The sequence below is a fragment of the Desulfotomaculum sp. 1211_IL3151 genome (genome assembly GCF_036763075.1).
Taxonomy (GTDB): domain Bacteria; phylum Bacillota; class Desulfotomaculia; order Desulfotomaculales; family Desulfotomaculaceae; genus Desulfotomaculum.
Window position 1 is genome coordinate 113019 of sequence record NZ_JBAIYV010000035.1, and the last position, 14092, is coordinate 127110.

General features: G+C 43.5%; 17 protein-coding genes and 2 riboswitches. Of the genes, 10 read left to right on the top strand and 7 right to left on the bottom strand.

Features of this window, described 5'->3' with window-relative positions; genetic code table 11:
- Positions 1-40: 40 nt before the first annotated feature.
- Positions 41-1096, bottom strand: coding sequence for a nicotinate-nucleotide--dimethylbenzimidazole phosphoribosyltransferase (gene cobT, locus V6C11_RS08715; protein ID WP_333530754.1), 1056 nt, complete (start codon positions 1094-1096; stop codon positions 41-43).
- A gap of 159 nt (positions 1097-1255) precedes the next feature.
- A riboswitch (cobalamin riboswitch) is annotated at positions 1256-1436 on the bottom strand.
- A gap of 126 nt (positions 1437-1562) precedes the next feature.
- Positions 1563-1744: riboswitch (cobalamin riboswitch) on the top strand.
- A gap of 106 nt (positions 1745-1850) precedes the next feature.
- Between cobT and V6C11_RS08720 the strand changes: the two genes are divergently transcribed.
- The 6 genes from V6C11_RS08720 (at position 1851) to cobI (ending at position 6152) form a co-directional block, all read left to right on the top strand.
- Complete coding sequence (locus V6C11_RS08720; protein WP_333530755.1) at positions 1851-2672, top strand: sirohydrochlorin cobaltochelatase; 822 nt, start codon at positions 1851-1853, stop codon at positions 2670-2672.
- Between the two features lie 77 nt (positions 2673-2749).
- Complete coding sequence (locus V6C11_RS08725) at positions 2750-3502, top strand: energy-coupling factor ABC transporter permease (RefSeq protein ID WP_333530756.1); 753 nt, start codon at positions 2750-2752, stop codon at positions 3500-3502.
- A complete protein-coding gene (locus V6C11_RS08730; RefSeq protein ID WP_333530757.1) occupies positions 3486-3809 on the top strand; it encodes an energy-coupling factor ABC transporter substrate-binding protein in 324 nt (107 codons plus the stop codon). Before V6C11_RS08725 ends, V6C11_RS08730 begins: the two co-directional genes overlap by 17 nt.
- Positions 3769-4575: a cobalt ECF transporter T component CbiQ gene (gene cbiQ / locus V6C11_RS08735; RefSeq protein ID WP_333530758.1), complete on the top strand. Its 807-nt coding sequence runs from the start codon at positions 3769-3771 to the stop codon at positions 4573-4575. The genes V6C11_RS08730 and cbiQ overlap by 41 nt, the downstream gene beginning before the upstream one ends.
- On the top strand, positions 4575-5438 hold the full coding sequence (locus V6C11_RS08740) for an energy-coupling factor ABC transporter ATP-binding protein (protein ID WP_333530759.1): 864 nt from the start codon (positions 4575-4577) through the stop codon (positions 5436-5438). The genes cbiQ and V6C11_RS08740 overlap by 1 nt, the downstream gene beginning before the upstream one ends.
- 3 nt (positions 5439-5441) lie before the next feature.
- Entirely contained in the window at positions 5442-6152 is a 711-nt protein-coding gene (gene cobI, locus V6C11_RS08745; protein ID WP_333530760.1) for a precorrin-2 C(20)-methyltransferase, read from the top strand.
- 69 nt (positions 6153-6221) lie between these two features.
- On the opposite strand, the gene V6C11_RS08750 is transcribed toward cobI, so the two are convergent.
- A complete protein-coding gene (locus V6C11_RS08750; protein WP_333530761.1) occupies positions 6222-6422 on the bottom strand; it encodes a hypothetical protein in 201 nt (66 codons plus the stop codon).
- A 28-nt stretch (positions 6423-6450) separates the two neighbouring features.
- Complete coding sequence (locus V6C11_RS08755; protein ID WP_333530762.1) at positions 6451-6705, bottom strand: hypothetical protein; 255 nt, start codon at positions 6703-6705, stop codon at positions 6451-6453.
- 278 nt (positions 6706-6983) lie between these two features.
- Here V6C11_RS08755 and V6C11_RS08760 point away from each other — a divergent pair, with 278 nt between their 5' ends.
- On the top strand, positions 6984-8444 hold the full coding sequence (locus V6C11_RS08760) for an AlkA N-terminal domain-containing protein (protein ID WP_333530763.1): 1461 nt from the start codon (positions 6984-6986) through the stop codon (positions 8442-8444).
- A gap of 11 nt (positions 8445-8455) precedes the next feature.
- The gene (locus V6C11_RS08765; protein ID WP_333530764.1) at positions 8456-8995 is read left to right on the top strand and encodes a methylated-DNA--[protein]-cysteine S-methyltransferase; all 540 of its coding nucleotides are present in this window, start codon (positions 8456-8458) and stop codon (positions 8993-8995) included.
- Between the two features lie 163 nt (positions 8996-9158).
- Here V6C11_RS08765 and V6C11_RS08770 read toward each other — a convergent pair whose 3' ends face one another.
- Positions 9159-10715 carry an ABC-F family ATP-binding cassette domain-containing protein gene (locus V6C11_RS08770; RefSeq protein ID WP_333530765.1) on the bottom strand — a complete coding sequence of 519 codons (1557 nt, stop codon included), beginning with the start codon at positions 10713-10715 and terminating at the stop codon, positions 9159-9161.
- Positions 10716-10846: 131 nt separating this feature from the next.
- Here V6C11_RS08770 and V6C11_RS08775 point away from each other — a divergent pair, with 131 nt between their 5' ends.
- Positions 10847-12151 (top strand): hexokinase, encoded by a 1305-nt coding sequence (locus V6C11_RS08775; protein WP_333530920.1) that lies wholly within the window; start codon positions 10847-10849, stop codon positions 12149-12151.
- Here V6C11_RS08775 and V6C11_RS08780 read toward each other — a convergent pair.
- The gene (locus tag V6C11_RS08780) at positions 12144-12500 is read right to left on the bottom strand and encodes a hypothetical protein (RefSeq protein ID WP_333530766.1); all 357 of its coding nucleotides are present in this window, start codon (positions 12498-12500) and stop codon (positions 12144-12146) included. The two genes, V6C11_RS08775 and V6C11_RS08780, sit on opposite strands and share 8 nt — an antisense overlap.
- A 225-nt stretch (positions 12501-12725) precedes the next feature.
- Positions 12726-12977: a YgiT-type zinc finger protein gene (locus tag V6C11_RS08785; protein WP_333530767.1), complete on the bottom strand. Its 252-nt coding sequence runs from the start codon at positions 12975-12977 to the stop codon at positions 12726-12728.
- A 168-nt stretch (positions 12978-13145) separates the two neighbouring features.
- On the opposite strand from V6C11_RS08785, the gene V6C11_RS08790 reads away from it, so the two are divergent.
- Positions 13146-13472 (top strand): hypothetical protein, encoded by a 327-nt coding sequence (locus V6C11_RS08790; protein ID WP_333530768.1) that lies wholly within the window; start codon positions 13146-13148, stop codon positions 13470-13472.
- A gap of 165 nt (positions 13473-13637) precedes the next feature.
- Here the strand turns inward: V6C11_RS08790 and V6C11_RS08795 are convergent, their stop codons facing one another.
- Positions 13638-14060 (bottom strand): GatB/YqeY domain-containing protein, encoded by a 423-nt coding sequence (locus V6C11_RS08795; RefSeq protein WP_333530769.1) that lies wholly within the window; start codon positions 14058-14060, stop codon positions 13638-13640.
- Positions 14061-14092 lie beyond the last annotated feature (32 nt).

Below are 14092 nucleotides of genomic sequence, written 5' to 3' on the forward strand. Positions count from 1 at the left end.
ACAAGGAAAAGCAGCCAGGGTTTGGTTTCACCTTTTCTATCTATCCTTCACTAACTCCTGCTTCTGCGAAGGTAGCCATTTCGTTAATAATACGTAGCGCAGATTCGATAATGGGGAAAGCTAAGGCGGCACCTGTGCCCTCGCCCAATCTCATTTCCATATGCAGAATGGGTTTTAATTCTAACTTCTGCATCATATAACGGTGGCCTGGTTCTTCTGATACATGGGAGGCAAACATAAACCTACGGCTCAGAGGAGCCAGGGATTTGGCTAGCATTGCCGCTGCACCGGAGATAAACCCGTCCAGCACGACCGGAATTCCCTCTGCGGCACAACCCAAGATAACTCCCGCCATAGCACCTATTTCTAAGCCACCCACCTTGGCCAGCACATCTAGGCCATCCTTGGCATCGGGTTGATTTACCGCCAGCCCCCGCTTAATCACAGCGATCTTATGCTGCAGTCGTTGATCATCAATACCTGTACCGCGACCAGTAATTTCCTCCGGGGCCACGCCTGTAAAAGCAGCTAAAATAGCGGCACTGGGCGTGGTATTGCCAATGCCCACCTCACCAATCCCAACCAGGGCCGGACGTTTTTTAACTTGCTGACCTAGAAGGGTGATACCAGCCTCAATGGATCGAATGGCATCATCCCTGCTCATGGCGGGACCGATGGCAAAATTATCTGTGCCGGATCTTACGCGACAGGAAATCAGACCCTCCCTTGCCAAAGGTGGTCCGGTAACCCCGACATCAGCCACCACAACCCTGGCACCAGCCTGACGGGCCAGTACATTGATACCTGCACCACCCTGCAGAAAATTGAAGATCATTTGAGGCGTTACTTCCTGAGGAAAGGCACTGACCCCTTCTGCCACTACCCCGTGATCTCCTGCTAAAACCAGTGATACCTTATCCAGAGGAAGTTTCGGCAGAGGGGACCGCTGGATACCAGCCAACCGCCAGGCGATCTCCTCTAATATGCCCAGGCTGCCAGGTGGTTTGGTCAGTCTGTCTAACCTCTGTTTGGCCTGTTCTTCACAGGTCTGGTCCGGTAGTTGAATCCTAGCAAGTGTTTCAGTTAATAAAGACATTTTTTTACCTCCTTTATTTCAAATGGCCATGAGCCTTGGGCTTTTTTAGCCATCAACCATCTACCATGTCATCTTTGCTGGTGTCGCTGGCAGGGTGAACTTGCCTGAAAAATAAAAAGTCCTCAGCCTTAATAGGCCGAGAACTTTTCCATCATTCTCAGAATTGTATTTTTACAGGCAGGTCTCCTGACTTGCGGATCATTGCCGGATACCCGCCTTCCCAACCCAAGGTCAGTGGCAAAATGGGTATTCGCTTACCGCTTACAGTGGCGGGACCGTTCGGACTTGCACCCGATTCCCTATTCTCCCCTACCGGGGCACCTGGAAAAATTATACTCTTTAAAAGATTGTATCGTTCTTTTATGATTCTGACAATATATATTTTCTATCGGGCATAAGAAGGACTCGGTTTTTTACATGGGTTTTTATGGACATAATGGAATATATATGTTATGATGGCACCATAATTTAATACTTCGTGTTTGGTTCCCCCTATGGGGGCTTAAAAGGGAATCGGGTGCAAATCCCGAACGGTCCGGCCACTGTAAATGGCTAGTTTGTTTCAGTTTACACCACTGGTACTACTGGGAAGGTAGAAACAAATTTTTATGCCTGAGTCAGGAGACCTGCCAAACAAAAAACTGACCCTCCCGAGGAGAGGTAAGCAGTTAAACCGGGGTTTATCCTGGTTTTTTTGACTTACCTTAACGTTTAATTAGTTAAGGTTTTTTATTTTGTAAAGGTGGTTATTGTAATGGAAAAAGAAGCTATTCTACTGGTAACCTTTGGCACCACTGTGGATCAAGCAACCGCTGCATTTAAAAAATTAGAGGAGCAAGTCAGAGTAGTTTTCCCCGGTATCGAACTACGCTGGGCCTACACGGCAAAGAGTATTCGTGGGGTATTGGCCAAAAGAGGTATCCAGATAGACAGTCCGATTACTGCTTTGGCTAGACTGCAGGATGAAGGCTATACCAGGGTAGTGGTACAGTCCGTGCATATCATACCAGGCATGGAATACTATGATCTGGTCAATGTGGTAGATAATATGTCTCACCTGCGAGGTATTTCCGGCAAGCAGTTTCAGAGTAAAATAGGTAAGTTTGGTTTTCATCAATTAACCCTGGGGGCGCCACTCCTTTATCATCTGACAGACTACCAGGAGGTTGTGGCCTGTATCAAGGATCTGGTTCCTGCGGACCCCCAACATGCTCTGGTACTGGTGGGTCATGGCAGTGATCATCATAGCTTTAGTGTCTACGGTTGCCTAAATGATATGCTGCGTCAAACCTATCCAAATGTTATCCTTGGTACCATTGAGGGTTATCCTTCATTAACGGATGTTAAGGCTGATCTTGCCAGGAAGGATTTTCAAAAGGTAACGCTCGTCCCCTTTATGAATATTGCCGGTGATCATGCCATCAATGATTTGGCCGGGTCTGAGCCAGATGCCTGGCAAAATGAATTGGCTCAAAACTATCCGGTAACAACTCTTCTCAAGGGCCTTTTGGAATTTGATAACATTGTGGAAATCTACATCAAGCATATACGACAGGCCTATGAACTTCTTAACTAGTTAGAAAACCAGTGCTAAAACAGGCAAGCAATATGTCAAAATATTGGGAAAATTGTATTAAAGGGGGACTTAGAACCATGAAATATCGGGTTACTTCACTTTGGGTCGTTTTCTGCTTATTATTCCTTACTCCTAATGCCGCCTATGCGATGCATATTGCCGAGGGTTTTCTACCTGCCGGTTGGTGCTTATTCTGGTTGGCCCTATCGGCTCCCTTTGTTATCTGGGGACTTCGCTCCATTCGCAAAACTTTACAGGCAAACCCAAATCTAAAAATGCTGCTGGGTTTGGCGGGGGCCTTTGTGTTTGTTCTTTCCGCTTTAAAAATCCCTTCGGTCACAGGCAGTTGTTCTCACCCCACCGGTGTGGGACTGGGTGCCATTTTGTTTGGTCCCGCCGTGATGAGTGTTCTAGGTTGTATTGTTTTGTTATTTCAGGCTTTATTATTGGCCCACGGTGGGATAACAACCCTTGGTGCCAATGTGTTTTCCATGGGTATTGTGGGTCCCTTCGTATCTTTTGGCATTTACCAACTGTTAAAGAAGCGGAATGCGAAGGTTGCGGTGTTTTTGGCTGCTTCATTGGGTGATATGGCGACCTACATGGTTACCTCCCTCCAATTGACCTTGGCATTCCCCGACAGTACGGGCGGTTATTTAATTTCTTTTTATAAGTTCATGAGCATTTTTGGTATTACCCAACTTCCATTAGCCATAACAGAAGGATTATTGACTGTATTTGTTTTTAGCTTACTGTACAATTACAAGGAAGAATTTCTGCCCGGGCTAATCAAAAACGAAAGGAGCGGTCCCTATGATTTCGTCAAGTAATAACCCTTCTTCCAATCGGTCCTTAAACTGGGTACTTTTAGGTATTGTGGTCCTATTGCTCATTATACCCCTTATTTTCTTGCCCGAAGCAGGATTTGAAGGTGCCGATGGACAAATTGAAACCGTGATTAGCCAGGTAAATCAGGACTACCAACCCTGGTTTGAACCATTCTGGGAACCACCGAGTGGGGAAATTGAGAGCTTACTTTTTGCTCTTCAGGCAGCAATAGGTGCCGGAGTAATTTGTTATATTATCGGTTTCTGGAATGGCAAAAGAAAGGCGGCAAAAAAATCAAGTGCTGCTTGATCGATTTTCCTATAACAGTCCCTTAGGGCAAGTACACCCGGTGGAAAAAACATTTTTTGCCATTGTCAATATGATTATTTGTATCTTAGCGAATTCGGCTATTATATCTTTTCTAGTTTTGGTTCTAATGGCAGGAGGCACTACTTTCATGGGGAAAGTGCCTCTGCGTTTTTATTTAAAGCTCCTGTTACTGCCCATTACCTTCCTCTCCTTAGGAAGCTTAAGTATTGCTGTAACAACCATAAACCCAACGGATATGGTCATTTGTCAGTGGAGCTTACTGGGTTACCCCCTAGGTATAACAACCGAAAGCTTGCATACTTCCCTTATGGTCTTTACCAAATCCTTGGCCTGTTCCTCCTGTTTGTTTTTTTTAATCCTTACCACATCGATGCTGGATATCATTGATCTGTTACGAAAGCTCAGGATCCCAGAGTTATTTCTGGAACTGATGCTATTAATCTATCGTTTTTTATTTGTACTCTGGGACAGCGGGCAAAAAACATATCTTGCCCAATCCGCCCGGTTGGGTTATTCCTCTGGTAAAAAAGGTTTGCATTCCATGAGCATGTTGGTCAGTGGCCTGCTGCTGCAATCTCTCCGCCGCTCCAGGGAACTTACCTTAGCCCTGGAAGCAAGGGGGTATAATGGTTCCTTACAAGTTTTAGCCAGGGATTATACCTACTCCACAAGAAATATTACGATTATTTGCTTTATTGAAATACTGTTATTATTGGTAGCATATAAAGGCGGGAGTATTATATAATGACAGACATTATTCTGGAAACATGCAATCTCCGTTGTCAGTATCCCGATGGAACCATCGCCCTGCAGGATATCTCCATTACTATTAAAAAGGGTAAAAAAATTGCTCTATTAGGTACGAATGGTGCAGGAAAATCCACCTTACTGCTTCATTTAATTGCACTTATAAAGCCAACCTCAGGAAAAATCTTTTTCCAGGGTAAGGAACTGCACTACAACCGTTCTTCCTTAGCTAATTTGCGCAGCCGAGTTGGTCTTGTTTTCCAGGATCCTGAAAGTCAGCTATTTGCACCCAGTGTACGTCAGGAAGTATCCTTTGGCCCAATAAATTTGGGTTTGGCCAAGAAACAAGTGGAGGAACGGGTATTTAGCTCCCTTGAACTAAGCGGCATCCCTCATTTAGTTGACAAGCCAGTACATTTGCTAAGCTATGGCCAGAAAAAGTTGGTATCCATTGCCGCTGTTTTAGCCATGAAGCCGGAGTTACTGATCCTGGATGAACCAACTGCCTCATTGGACCCGCATAACTCAAAGGAAATCATGCAGCTACTAAATACACTCAATCAGAAAGGCATGTCCGTTCTTCTGGTGACTCACAATGTGGAAGAAGCCTATGGCTTTGCAGACGAAATTATTTTAATGAACAACGGGCTGATCACTGGCCAGGGGACCCCGGAAATTATCTTGTCCCAGGATGAATTATTGGCAGACAACCACCTTACCAAACCAATTGTTTTAGAAATATTCAATTCCTTACAACTGGCAGGGCATCTGCCAAAAAACCTGCCTATTCCCCGTAGCCGGCAGGCTTTAATGGATTTGATTCAGAATAATACCCCTATACAAGATAATAATGGGAGGTAAAGCATGAAAGGTATATTCTATGGCATTGGCGTAGGTCCCGGTGACCCGGAATTGATTACACTAAAGGCCGTACATATCTTAAAAGAGGTGGCGGTGGTTATTGCCCCTCGCCCCAATGCACGGGCTGCTAGCACAGCCCTTCGTATTGCACGTCCCCACATTAAAGAGGATACCGAGATCCTGGAATTAACCTTCCCCATGGTGGATGATGGGCTGGAATTAAACGAGGCCTGGGAAAACAACATGTTAACCATTCTGGATCTTTTGCAGGCTGGCAAAGGGGTAGCCTTTTTGACCCTGGGCGATCCCATGCTTTATAGTACATACATCTATATTTATCGGTTATTGGCAAAACATCAGGTGGCAATACAAACAATTCCCGGTATTACTTCCTTTGCCGCTTCGGCCAGTCGGGTTGGCTTTCCCTTAGCAGAAGGGAATGAGATACTCACCATCATCCCCGCCACCTGCCAGGCTGAAAAGCTAAGCCAAGCCTTAGCCTTGGCCGATAATGTAGTGCTCATGAAGGTTTCCCGAAATACCTCTAAGCTAATCAATGAAATGTCTGATCACGATTTATTGGATCAGGCCGTAATGGTAAGTAAGTGCGGCCACAAGGATGAATCAATCCTTTTTGATTTAAGAAGCCCGGAACTAAAACCAACCTATTTGTCTACTATTTTGGCTAAAAAGAACTCCAGCGGAACAGCTTAAACAAATTTAATTGTTTCTTCTAACGTTGTGACTATAAATAATGGGAACGACCCCTCGGTCGTTCCCATTTTAGTATTCTTTTAACTCTTGAATAAGCTCCTGGATCGGGTCGACTCCTTTACCCTGGGCTAAGGCGGATTGCTTAGCATTTTCCAACATATCAATTATGTTTTCAATTTTCTCAGAGGAAATCTTGCCATTCTGTGAAGCAGTTTGGAGAAATTCCCTAATATCTGAAGCAAATTTTACAACATCATTTTCTGTTTCCATAAACTGTCCCTTCCTTATTATATTATTTTTACCTACTACAACTACAGCCACAGCTTTTTTTAGTTTGTTCCTGCTGTTGAACAGAGTAACAGGTATAGACCTTGCCTTCAAATTCTTTCTCTTTTTCTTGGTGGTCATAGGCCCCATTTAATACAAAGTCAATAAATCTTACAGCCTCATCAGGGTCTTCAAAGGCAATGGGTTCCTTAAAATTGCTATGGGATTGAATAAGACCAGCACGATCAACCAATTCACCAGAAATATTATGACAAACGAAAAACAATGGCAACCCTCCATATTAAGCAGTATATACATAGTATTGACATTTTACACAAAATTATGGTTAGAAAAAACACAGTTACATATGCCATGATGACATAATCAATGTTTTTATGGCAACGGGCAAGCGGGAACGCTACTAAAACTGAATATCGAACGAAAAAGGGATACTGCGAAGGGTATCCCTTAATTGCTTATATCAAGAAGCATGTCCGAAAATAGCGAGTTATTTGCGTGAAACGTGCTATAATTTAATTGCTTCAAAAAAGGGGGCGAAAAAGAATGATCGATAACGATAGCGGTCTATACGCAGCCTTTAAGGCGAAAGACGCTCGCTTTGATGGACGTTTTTTTGTAGGAATATCTTCCACGGGCATATACTGCCGCCCGGTGTGCCGGGCAAGACAACCGAAAGCCGAAAACTGCACTTTTTATCGGACCGCAGCGGAAGCTGAACAAGCCGGGTACCGCCCATGCCTTTTATGTAGGCCTGAGCTTGCCCCCGGTACTTCAATCACGGACGCTACCGCTAATTTAGTTTACCGGGCAGCAAGAATGTTAGAAAAAAATTGCGGAAGCGGACAGAATTTAGAGGAAATAGCCGGGCGGCTTGGTTGTACGGACCGACATTTGCGGCGCGTTTTTACCGCAGAGTATCATGTGTCGCCGGTCCAATATTTGCAAACATGCAGATTGCTCCTTGCTAAAAATCTGCTTACAGACACAGATTTGTCGGTTCTGGAGGTTGCAATGGCGGCTGGTTTTGGCAGTTTGCGCCGCTTCAATGACCTTTTCAAAAAACAGTACAAACTTTCACCCACAGCTTTACGGAAACACACCTCAGAAGAAAAAAAACCTAATGATAACATTACGTTAGCATTGGGCTACCGCCCGCCCTATCCTTGGGAAGAAATGTTGAACTTCCTTGCCGGACGCGCCATAGCAGGAATTGAGGTTGTAAAAAACGGTGAATACATGCGTACCGTACATTGGGAAAACCCAGCGGGAAAACATGTATACGGCTGGGTAAGGGTAGGCCATGTGCCTAAAAAAAATGCATTGAGTGTTACCGTGAGTGAAACGTTACTGCCTGTACTCCCGCAAGTATTAGCGCGGATACGACACCTGTTTGACTTATATTGTGACCCTGAGGCGGTGTATGAAACACTCCGGGTAATGAACGACATTCGACCCGGCCTTTGTGTTTTGGGAACCCGCGTACCAGGGTGCTTCAACCCTTTTGAGATGGCAGTACGGGCGGTGCTTGGACAGCAAATCACCGTGAAAGCAGCAACCACATTAGCGGCAAGGATTGTTGAAACTTACGGCACGCCTATACAAACTGGGATGAAGGGCTTGTCCCATATCTTTCCTTTACCCGAAGCGGTATTCGCTTTGGACGGATCCATTGAAAATCACTTTGGCGTGTTAGGTGTCACTGCTGCGCGGTCAAATACGATTTACGAACTGGCGCGGGCATTCGTGCAAGGGGAAATTGATTTTGACCTTTGCGCCCAACCGGAGGAAGAAATGAAAAAGCTGATGGCTATTCGTGGTATTGGAAGCTGGACAGCGCAATATATTGCCATGCGTGCGATGGAATGGCCTGACGCTTTCCTTGAAACAGACGCGGGTGTAAAAAAAGCCTTACAGCCCTACACAGCAAAAGAATTGTTGAAAATAGCAGAAGCCTGGCGACCGTGGCGCAGTTATGCCACCGTCAACCTTTGGAACACACTATAAGGAGGTATAAAATGTATTATCGGGCAACCTATCCGTCACCCGTAGGAGTAATAACACTTGCATGTGACGGAAGTAATCTTGTTGGCCTATGGATTGAAGGACAAAAGTATCACGGGAATACGATACTGGAAGATATGATCGAGAATAACGACCTGCCGATATTAGACACCGCTAAAAAATGGCTGGACAGGTACTTTGCGGGTGAACAACCCAACATTTCAGAATTGCCGTTAGCTCCTGTTGGCAGCGAGTTTCGTCAAGGAATATGGCATATTTTATGTGAAATACCCTATGGCAAAGTTATTACTTATGGCGACATTGCAAAAAAAATGGCGGCAAAGATGAAAAAGGAAAGTATGTCAAGTCAAGCAGTAGGCGGTGCGGTTGGGCATAATCCCATCTCTATTATTATCCCTTGTCACCGGGTTGTAGGCTCAAACGGCAGCTTGACAGGCTACGCTGGGGGTGTTCATACAAAAGTAAAATTGCTTGAATTAGAGGGGGCTGATATGTCCCGGTTGTTTATACCGACAAAAGGAACGGCACTTTAGACAGAGAAAAGAGTTAATTTACAGTAAATGGGTTGCTACATCACAAGCCCAAGATAACCACGCAATGGCAAAAGTCGGCATAACCGAATGTGCCATGCCGACTTTCGCATTAAATGTTTTCCTGACCCACCGCCGCTTACCCGGTTGTGTTTTGCATAAAAAATTAAACGATTTTAGTTGTCCAATCCTCTAAATTCCATATGTCGGTTACCCAATCCTCATAAAAGTCAGGCTCGTGGGATACTAGAATAATGGTTCCTTTAAATTCCTGAAGGGCCTTTTTTAATTCTGCTTTGGCGTCAACATCCAGGTGGTTGGTAGGTTCGTCTAATAAAAGCCAGTTAACCTCCTTGAGCATCAGTTTACATAATCTAACCTTGGCGTTCTCACCGCCACTTAAAACCATCATTTGACTGGTGATGTGTTCATTGGTCAGACCGCATTTGGCAAGGGACTGACGAACCTCGTAGTTACTCAGCCCTGGGTATTCATCCCAGATTTCTTCCATGGCCGTATTACTATTATCCTTGCTGCTTTCCTGTTCAAAATAACCGGCAAAGATACTTTCCCCCAGCTTTACTTCTCCCCCAAAGGGCTTTACTTCACCCATTAAGGTTTTTAACAAGGTAGATTTACCCAGGCCGTTGACTCCCCGAATGGCTACTTTCTGGTTTCTTTCCAAGATAAGATTCAAGGGCTGGGTGAGGGGCTCATGATAGCCTAATACAAGGTCCGTGGCCTCAAAAATAATTCTGCCGGGAGTTCTGGCCGGGTTAAATTTAAAGGTTGGTTTCATTTTTTCCTTTGGTTTTTCTAGGATTTCCATTTTATCCAGTTGCTTTTGCCGGCTTTTCGCTCTGCCAGTGGTCGATATGCGGGCCTTATTGCGGGCAATAAAGTCTTCCAGTCTTTCTACTTCTTTTTGTTGTTTTTCGTAGGCCTTAAGTTCCTGTTGCTTTTTTAGCTCGTAACCCTGTAAAAATTGATTATAATTGCCCGCATATCGGGTCAGAATGCTGTTTTCTACGTGATAAATAACATTAACCACGTCATTCATAAAGGGCACATCATGGGACACCAAAATGAAGGCATTTTCGTAGTTGGTTAAATACCTTTTGAGCCATTCAATATGTTCAAAATCTAAAAAGTTTGTGGGCTCATCTAATATTAATATAGTAGGGTTTTGTAGAAGCAATTTGGTTAGCAGGACCTTGGTTCTCTGACCCCCGCTAAGGTCGGTGACATCCTTGTCCAAACCGATATCAGCTAGGCCTAAACCGTTGCTGATTTCCTCAATCTTGGCATCAATGGTATAAAAGCCATTGTGTTCTAAGATGTTCTGAATATCTCCTACATCTTCCATCATTTTATTTATTTCAGCCTCAGAGGCCTCACTCATTTTATCGTATAATTGAAGCATTTCGGCTTCCAGATCATACATGCCTTGAAATGCTTCCCTTAAAACCTCACGAATCGTTTTGCCCCTGGTTAAAATCGTATGTTGATCCAGGTAACCCACCGTAACACGGTTGGACCATTCAACCTTTCCTTGGTCAGGGGTTAATTCACCCGTTATGATAGCAAGAAAAGTAGATTTTCCCTCGCCGTTTGCCCCCACTAAACCGACGTGCTCTCCCTTAAGCAGGCGAAAGGATGCATCCTCTAATATTGCCCTCCCACCAAAACCATGGGTCACGTTTTCTACTGTTAATACACTCATAGCGTTCTCCTTTTTTCTAAATGAAAAATCACCCTGAAATTATAACATAAAATATTAGTTTAAAGCGAAAAGACTTATAATATCATAAAGGTGCAATGTGCAATCCTGAACCCTAAAGGAGGGTGAATGTGATGCGTGTTTTGAGGGAACGGTTAGAGGAATTGGAAAGGGCCTTTGATGTGCCTGGGGAAACAGTTTGTGAAATTGCCAAAACCTTTTCGGAGGAAATGCTGGCTGGTCGATGGGGCCAGGGGTCTTTAAAAATGTTGCCTACTTTTATAACACCCCCCACCGGCAAAGAATTGGGTGATTTTTTAACAATTGATTTTGGTGGGACAAATGTTCGGATAGGGTTGATAGGCCTAGGGGGAGATGGTTGCTATAAAATAAAAAGGACCTGTTCGGTTACCCTGCGGGACTCGGCCGGTAACTATGACTATACATCCGAAAATACAACTGCTGAAGAATTATTTGATTTTATCGTGCTGCAGATTGGTCATTTAACGAAGGACTGTCGTACAGGTACCAACCTGCTGGGGCATACCTTTTCCTTTCCCACCCAGCAAATAAACTCCGCCAGGGCAATTTTATTAAACTGGACAAAGGAATTTAAGACAGGGGGCGTTGAAGGCAAGGAGGTAACCGCCTTATTAGAGGCTGCCCTGGACAGGATTTCCCTGCAGCATATTAAACCAGTGGTGATCTTAAACGATACCACAGCCACCCTTTTAACTGCTGCCTATTTGGATTCGGATGCCCATATTGGCTCCATTTGCGGCACTGGTCATAATACTTGTTATTTAGAAGGACCGATGCTGATAAATATCGAGTCTGGTAATTTTAATAAATTTCCCATAACAGTCTTTGATAGACTCCTCAATGAAGCCAGTGAAAAGCCAGATCACCAATTACTGGAAAAAGCTGTGTCAGGCAGGTATGTGGGTGAATTAATCCGTTTAATTATCGGAAGCTTGGTGGAAGAAAAACTCCTTTTTAGGGGTCGAGCTGCAGCGATTGAGGTTGCCCATTCAATTTCAGCACCGGAAGTAGCCCTTATCATAAAGGATGAAAGCACAGACTTATCCTCTGTGGCAAATTGGGTTAAGACTAAATGGGCCGTTCAGGAGCTTTCCTTTAAAGAATTAAACTCCTTACGTCAGATCAGCCTCATGGTTGTTCGTCGCGCAGCCCGCTTGATTGCTGCCACATTTATTGGCATTTTGCTGCGAATTGACCCCGGGTTAAAGTCACGTCACGTTATTGGTATCGATGGATCGATGTTTGAAAAGATGCCGTTCTTTTTGGCTACTATTTTACAGGCCTTTCATGAGGTTTATCCGGAAAAAAGTGATGCTATTGTGGTAAAACACATAAATGATGGTTCAAGTGTAGGGGCTGCCGTTGCTGCCGCAGTGGTATCACAAAGGGTTATTTAATAACAAAGCTAAATTTCTCTGCTAGTTTAATATCTGCCTCTGTCATTGCTGCCAAAATATTATAACTTTTCTGTTTCTCAAGCTTAAATTCACCGTTAATATCGTAATAGCGGTCACCGATGTTGCTAATAATGTGTTTGGGCAGAAAATCTGTTTTGGTAAGATTATTGGGGTTTCGGCAATAGGCTACTTTGTAAGGCTTGGCCCCTGGAAAAACCGTCTTAATGATTAAATGAAAACGGTAGCATCCCCCCTGGGTAAATATTTTGCCCATTTCCTTAGGAGCCGCCCCCTTTAATAATTGGATAAAATCTAACACTTGATCATGTAGGGAGTATTGAATGGCCAACAAAAACCCCTCCTCCTGTTTTTCGATGATAAAAACAGTCCTTTCATATGGTCAGGTTTCATGTTGTTATTGATAGGCTATGTTTGTTGAAAGGTGTGCTGGTGAGTATTTGGTTAAGTAGGTAGTGAGTGTATACTGATTATTCTTTATTTATCGTGGAAATCCTTTTCGATAAATAATTTAGCCGGGTTTTACCCGGCTAACAGTTCAAATATAAAAATTTATTTATTCATCAATTAGGTGGGAATACTTGTACTTTTCAAAGTCTATAACCTTAGGCCTTTTATCTTCAGAGAGACCCGATAATAAAACCGTAAGATTTAGTAAAAGATTTACCTCTTCCGGTTCATAAAGTATCTTACCGCAGGAATCACATTTGTAAGCCCTTACACCCTTAATATCTACGAGGTACTCCCCCCATTTGGCATGATATGTTTCCTTTGTTCCATTCATCGTGCCATTACAAGTACAATTCATCAAACCACCTCCAAAACTTCTTAATAAATTAATTCTTCACCTTTTTTATTACACCTTTTATTCAAATAATTATGCTTATTTAAAGGAAACTTGCAAATTTTTAGCGAACTCCTTATGTTGAGAGATTTTATGTCTAGGGTCCTAGTAGTATATTTGGGGGTGTTATTAGTGGATGAAAAAGAAAAATTGTATGTAGATTTAATGATGGATCATATGCCTGAAGATTGTGATGCCCTTGGTCTAAAAAAACTGGGTTATTTTAATGATCAAATGAAACTTACACCAAAGGCCTATACCTTTATGGAGGATTTTCTTGCCTCCAAGGAAAAAGTAGTGCTTGCAGCAATAAAGGAATTGGGACCTGGGGCCAGGAAAAGTGCAATCATGCAATCTGCCAATATAAGACAAATGGGTACCTTGTCCGATGTGGTGAAAAGACTCGAACAAGCAGGTAAGATAAAAAGAGAAAATGGCGATTTTATCCCTTTAGTTTAAGCGAAGAGAAAACAGAAATCCGTCGGGAATCACGGGGACGGTTCTCCGGATTCCCGAGATCACCAATAAAAGTGTTTGTGTCAGCCTGGGCGTTAGCGAAGGAGCGAATAACTGAGGGACTAGCCCTAAGCTCCTTTGCTGTCGCCCAGGCTGACAAGAATATTCCTAAGCCAATAACTCCTTAACGATGCTGTTGACCAGTTTCCCGTCTGCTTTTCCTTTAACCTTGGGCATTAAAGCTCCCATTAGTTTGCCCATGTCCTTCGGACTTTGTGCTCCGGTTTGTTGAATGGTTTCCTGAATCAAGATTCTTAAATCCTGTTCGGAAAGTTGAGCTGGCATATAGGCCAACAAAATATTGATCTCCTGTTCTATTTTTTCCACAGCCTCTGGGCGATTTGCCTTTCTATACTCCTCCAATGAATCCCGGCGCATTTTTATTTCCCTTGCCAGGATGTCTAGTACCTGTTCATCTACAAGCTCTTTTTTGATGTTTATTTCTGCGTTTTTGATTGCCGCATTAGCCATTCGAATGGTATCAACCTTTAATTTATCCTTTGCCTTCATCGCTATTTTAAGATCATTCATCAATTTTTCCTTCAACTTGTTCATCCTTTCAA

Excerpts from the sequence above, each read along its gene's own strand:
- cobT (WP_333530754.1), bottom strand. The coding sequence starts at position 1,096 with ATGTCTTTATTAACTGAAACACTTGCTAGGATTCAACTACCGGACCAG.
- V6C11_RS08720 (WP_333530755.1), top strand. The coding sequence starts at position 1,851 with ATGGAAAAAGAAGCTATTCTACTGGTAACCTTTGGCACCACTGTGGAT.
- V6C11_RS08725 (WP_333530756.1), top strand. The coding sequence starts at position 2,750 with ATGAAATATCGGGTTACTTCACTTTGGGTCGTTTTCTGCTTATTATTC.
- V6C11_RS08730 (WP_333530757.1), top strand. The coding sequence starts at position 3,486 with ATGATTTCGTCAAGTAATAACCCTTCTTCCAATCGGTCCTTAAACTGG.
- cbiQ (WP_333530758.1), top strand. The coding sequence starts at position 3,769 with ATGGCAAAAGAAAGGCGGCAAAAAAATCAAGTGCTGCTTGATCGATTT.
- V6C11_RS08740 (WP_333530759.1), top strand. The coding sequence starts at position 4,575 with ATGACAGACATTATTCTGGAAACATGCAATCTCCGTTGTCAGTATCCC.
- cobI (WP_333530760.1), top strand. The coding sequence starts at position 5,442 with ATGAAAGGTATATTCTATGGCATTGGCGTAGGTCCCGGTGACCCGGAA.
- V6C11_RS08750 (WP_333530761.1), bottom strand. The coding sequence starts at position 6,422 with ATGGAAACAGAAAATGATGTTGTAAAATTTGCTTCAGATATTAGGGAA.
- V6C11_RS08760 (WP_333530763.1), top strand. The coding sequence starts at position 6,984 with ATGATCGATAACGATAGCGGTCTATACGCAGCCTTTAAGGCGAAAGAC.
- V6C11_RS08765 (WP_333530764.1), top strand. The coding sequence starts at position 8,456 with ATGTATTATCGGGCAACCTATCCGTCACCCGTAGGAGTAATAACACTT.
- V6C11_RS08770 (WP_333530765.1), bottom strand. The coding sequence starts at position 10,715 with ATGAGTGTATTAACAGTAGAAAACGTGACCCATGGTTTTGGTGGGAGG.
- V6C11_RS08775 (WP_333530920.1), top strand. The coding sequence starts at position 10,847 with ATGCGTGTTTTGAGGGAACGGTTAGAGGAATTGGAAAGGGCCTTTGAT.
- V6C11_RS08785 (WP_333530767.1), bottom strand. The coding sequence starts at position 12,977 with ATGAATTGTACTTGTAATGGCACGATGAATGGAACAAAGGAAACATAT.
- V6C11_RS08795 (WP_333530769.1), bottom strand. The coding sequence starts at position 14,060 with ATGAATGATCTTAAAATAGCGATGAAGGCAAAGGATAAATTAAAGGTT.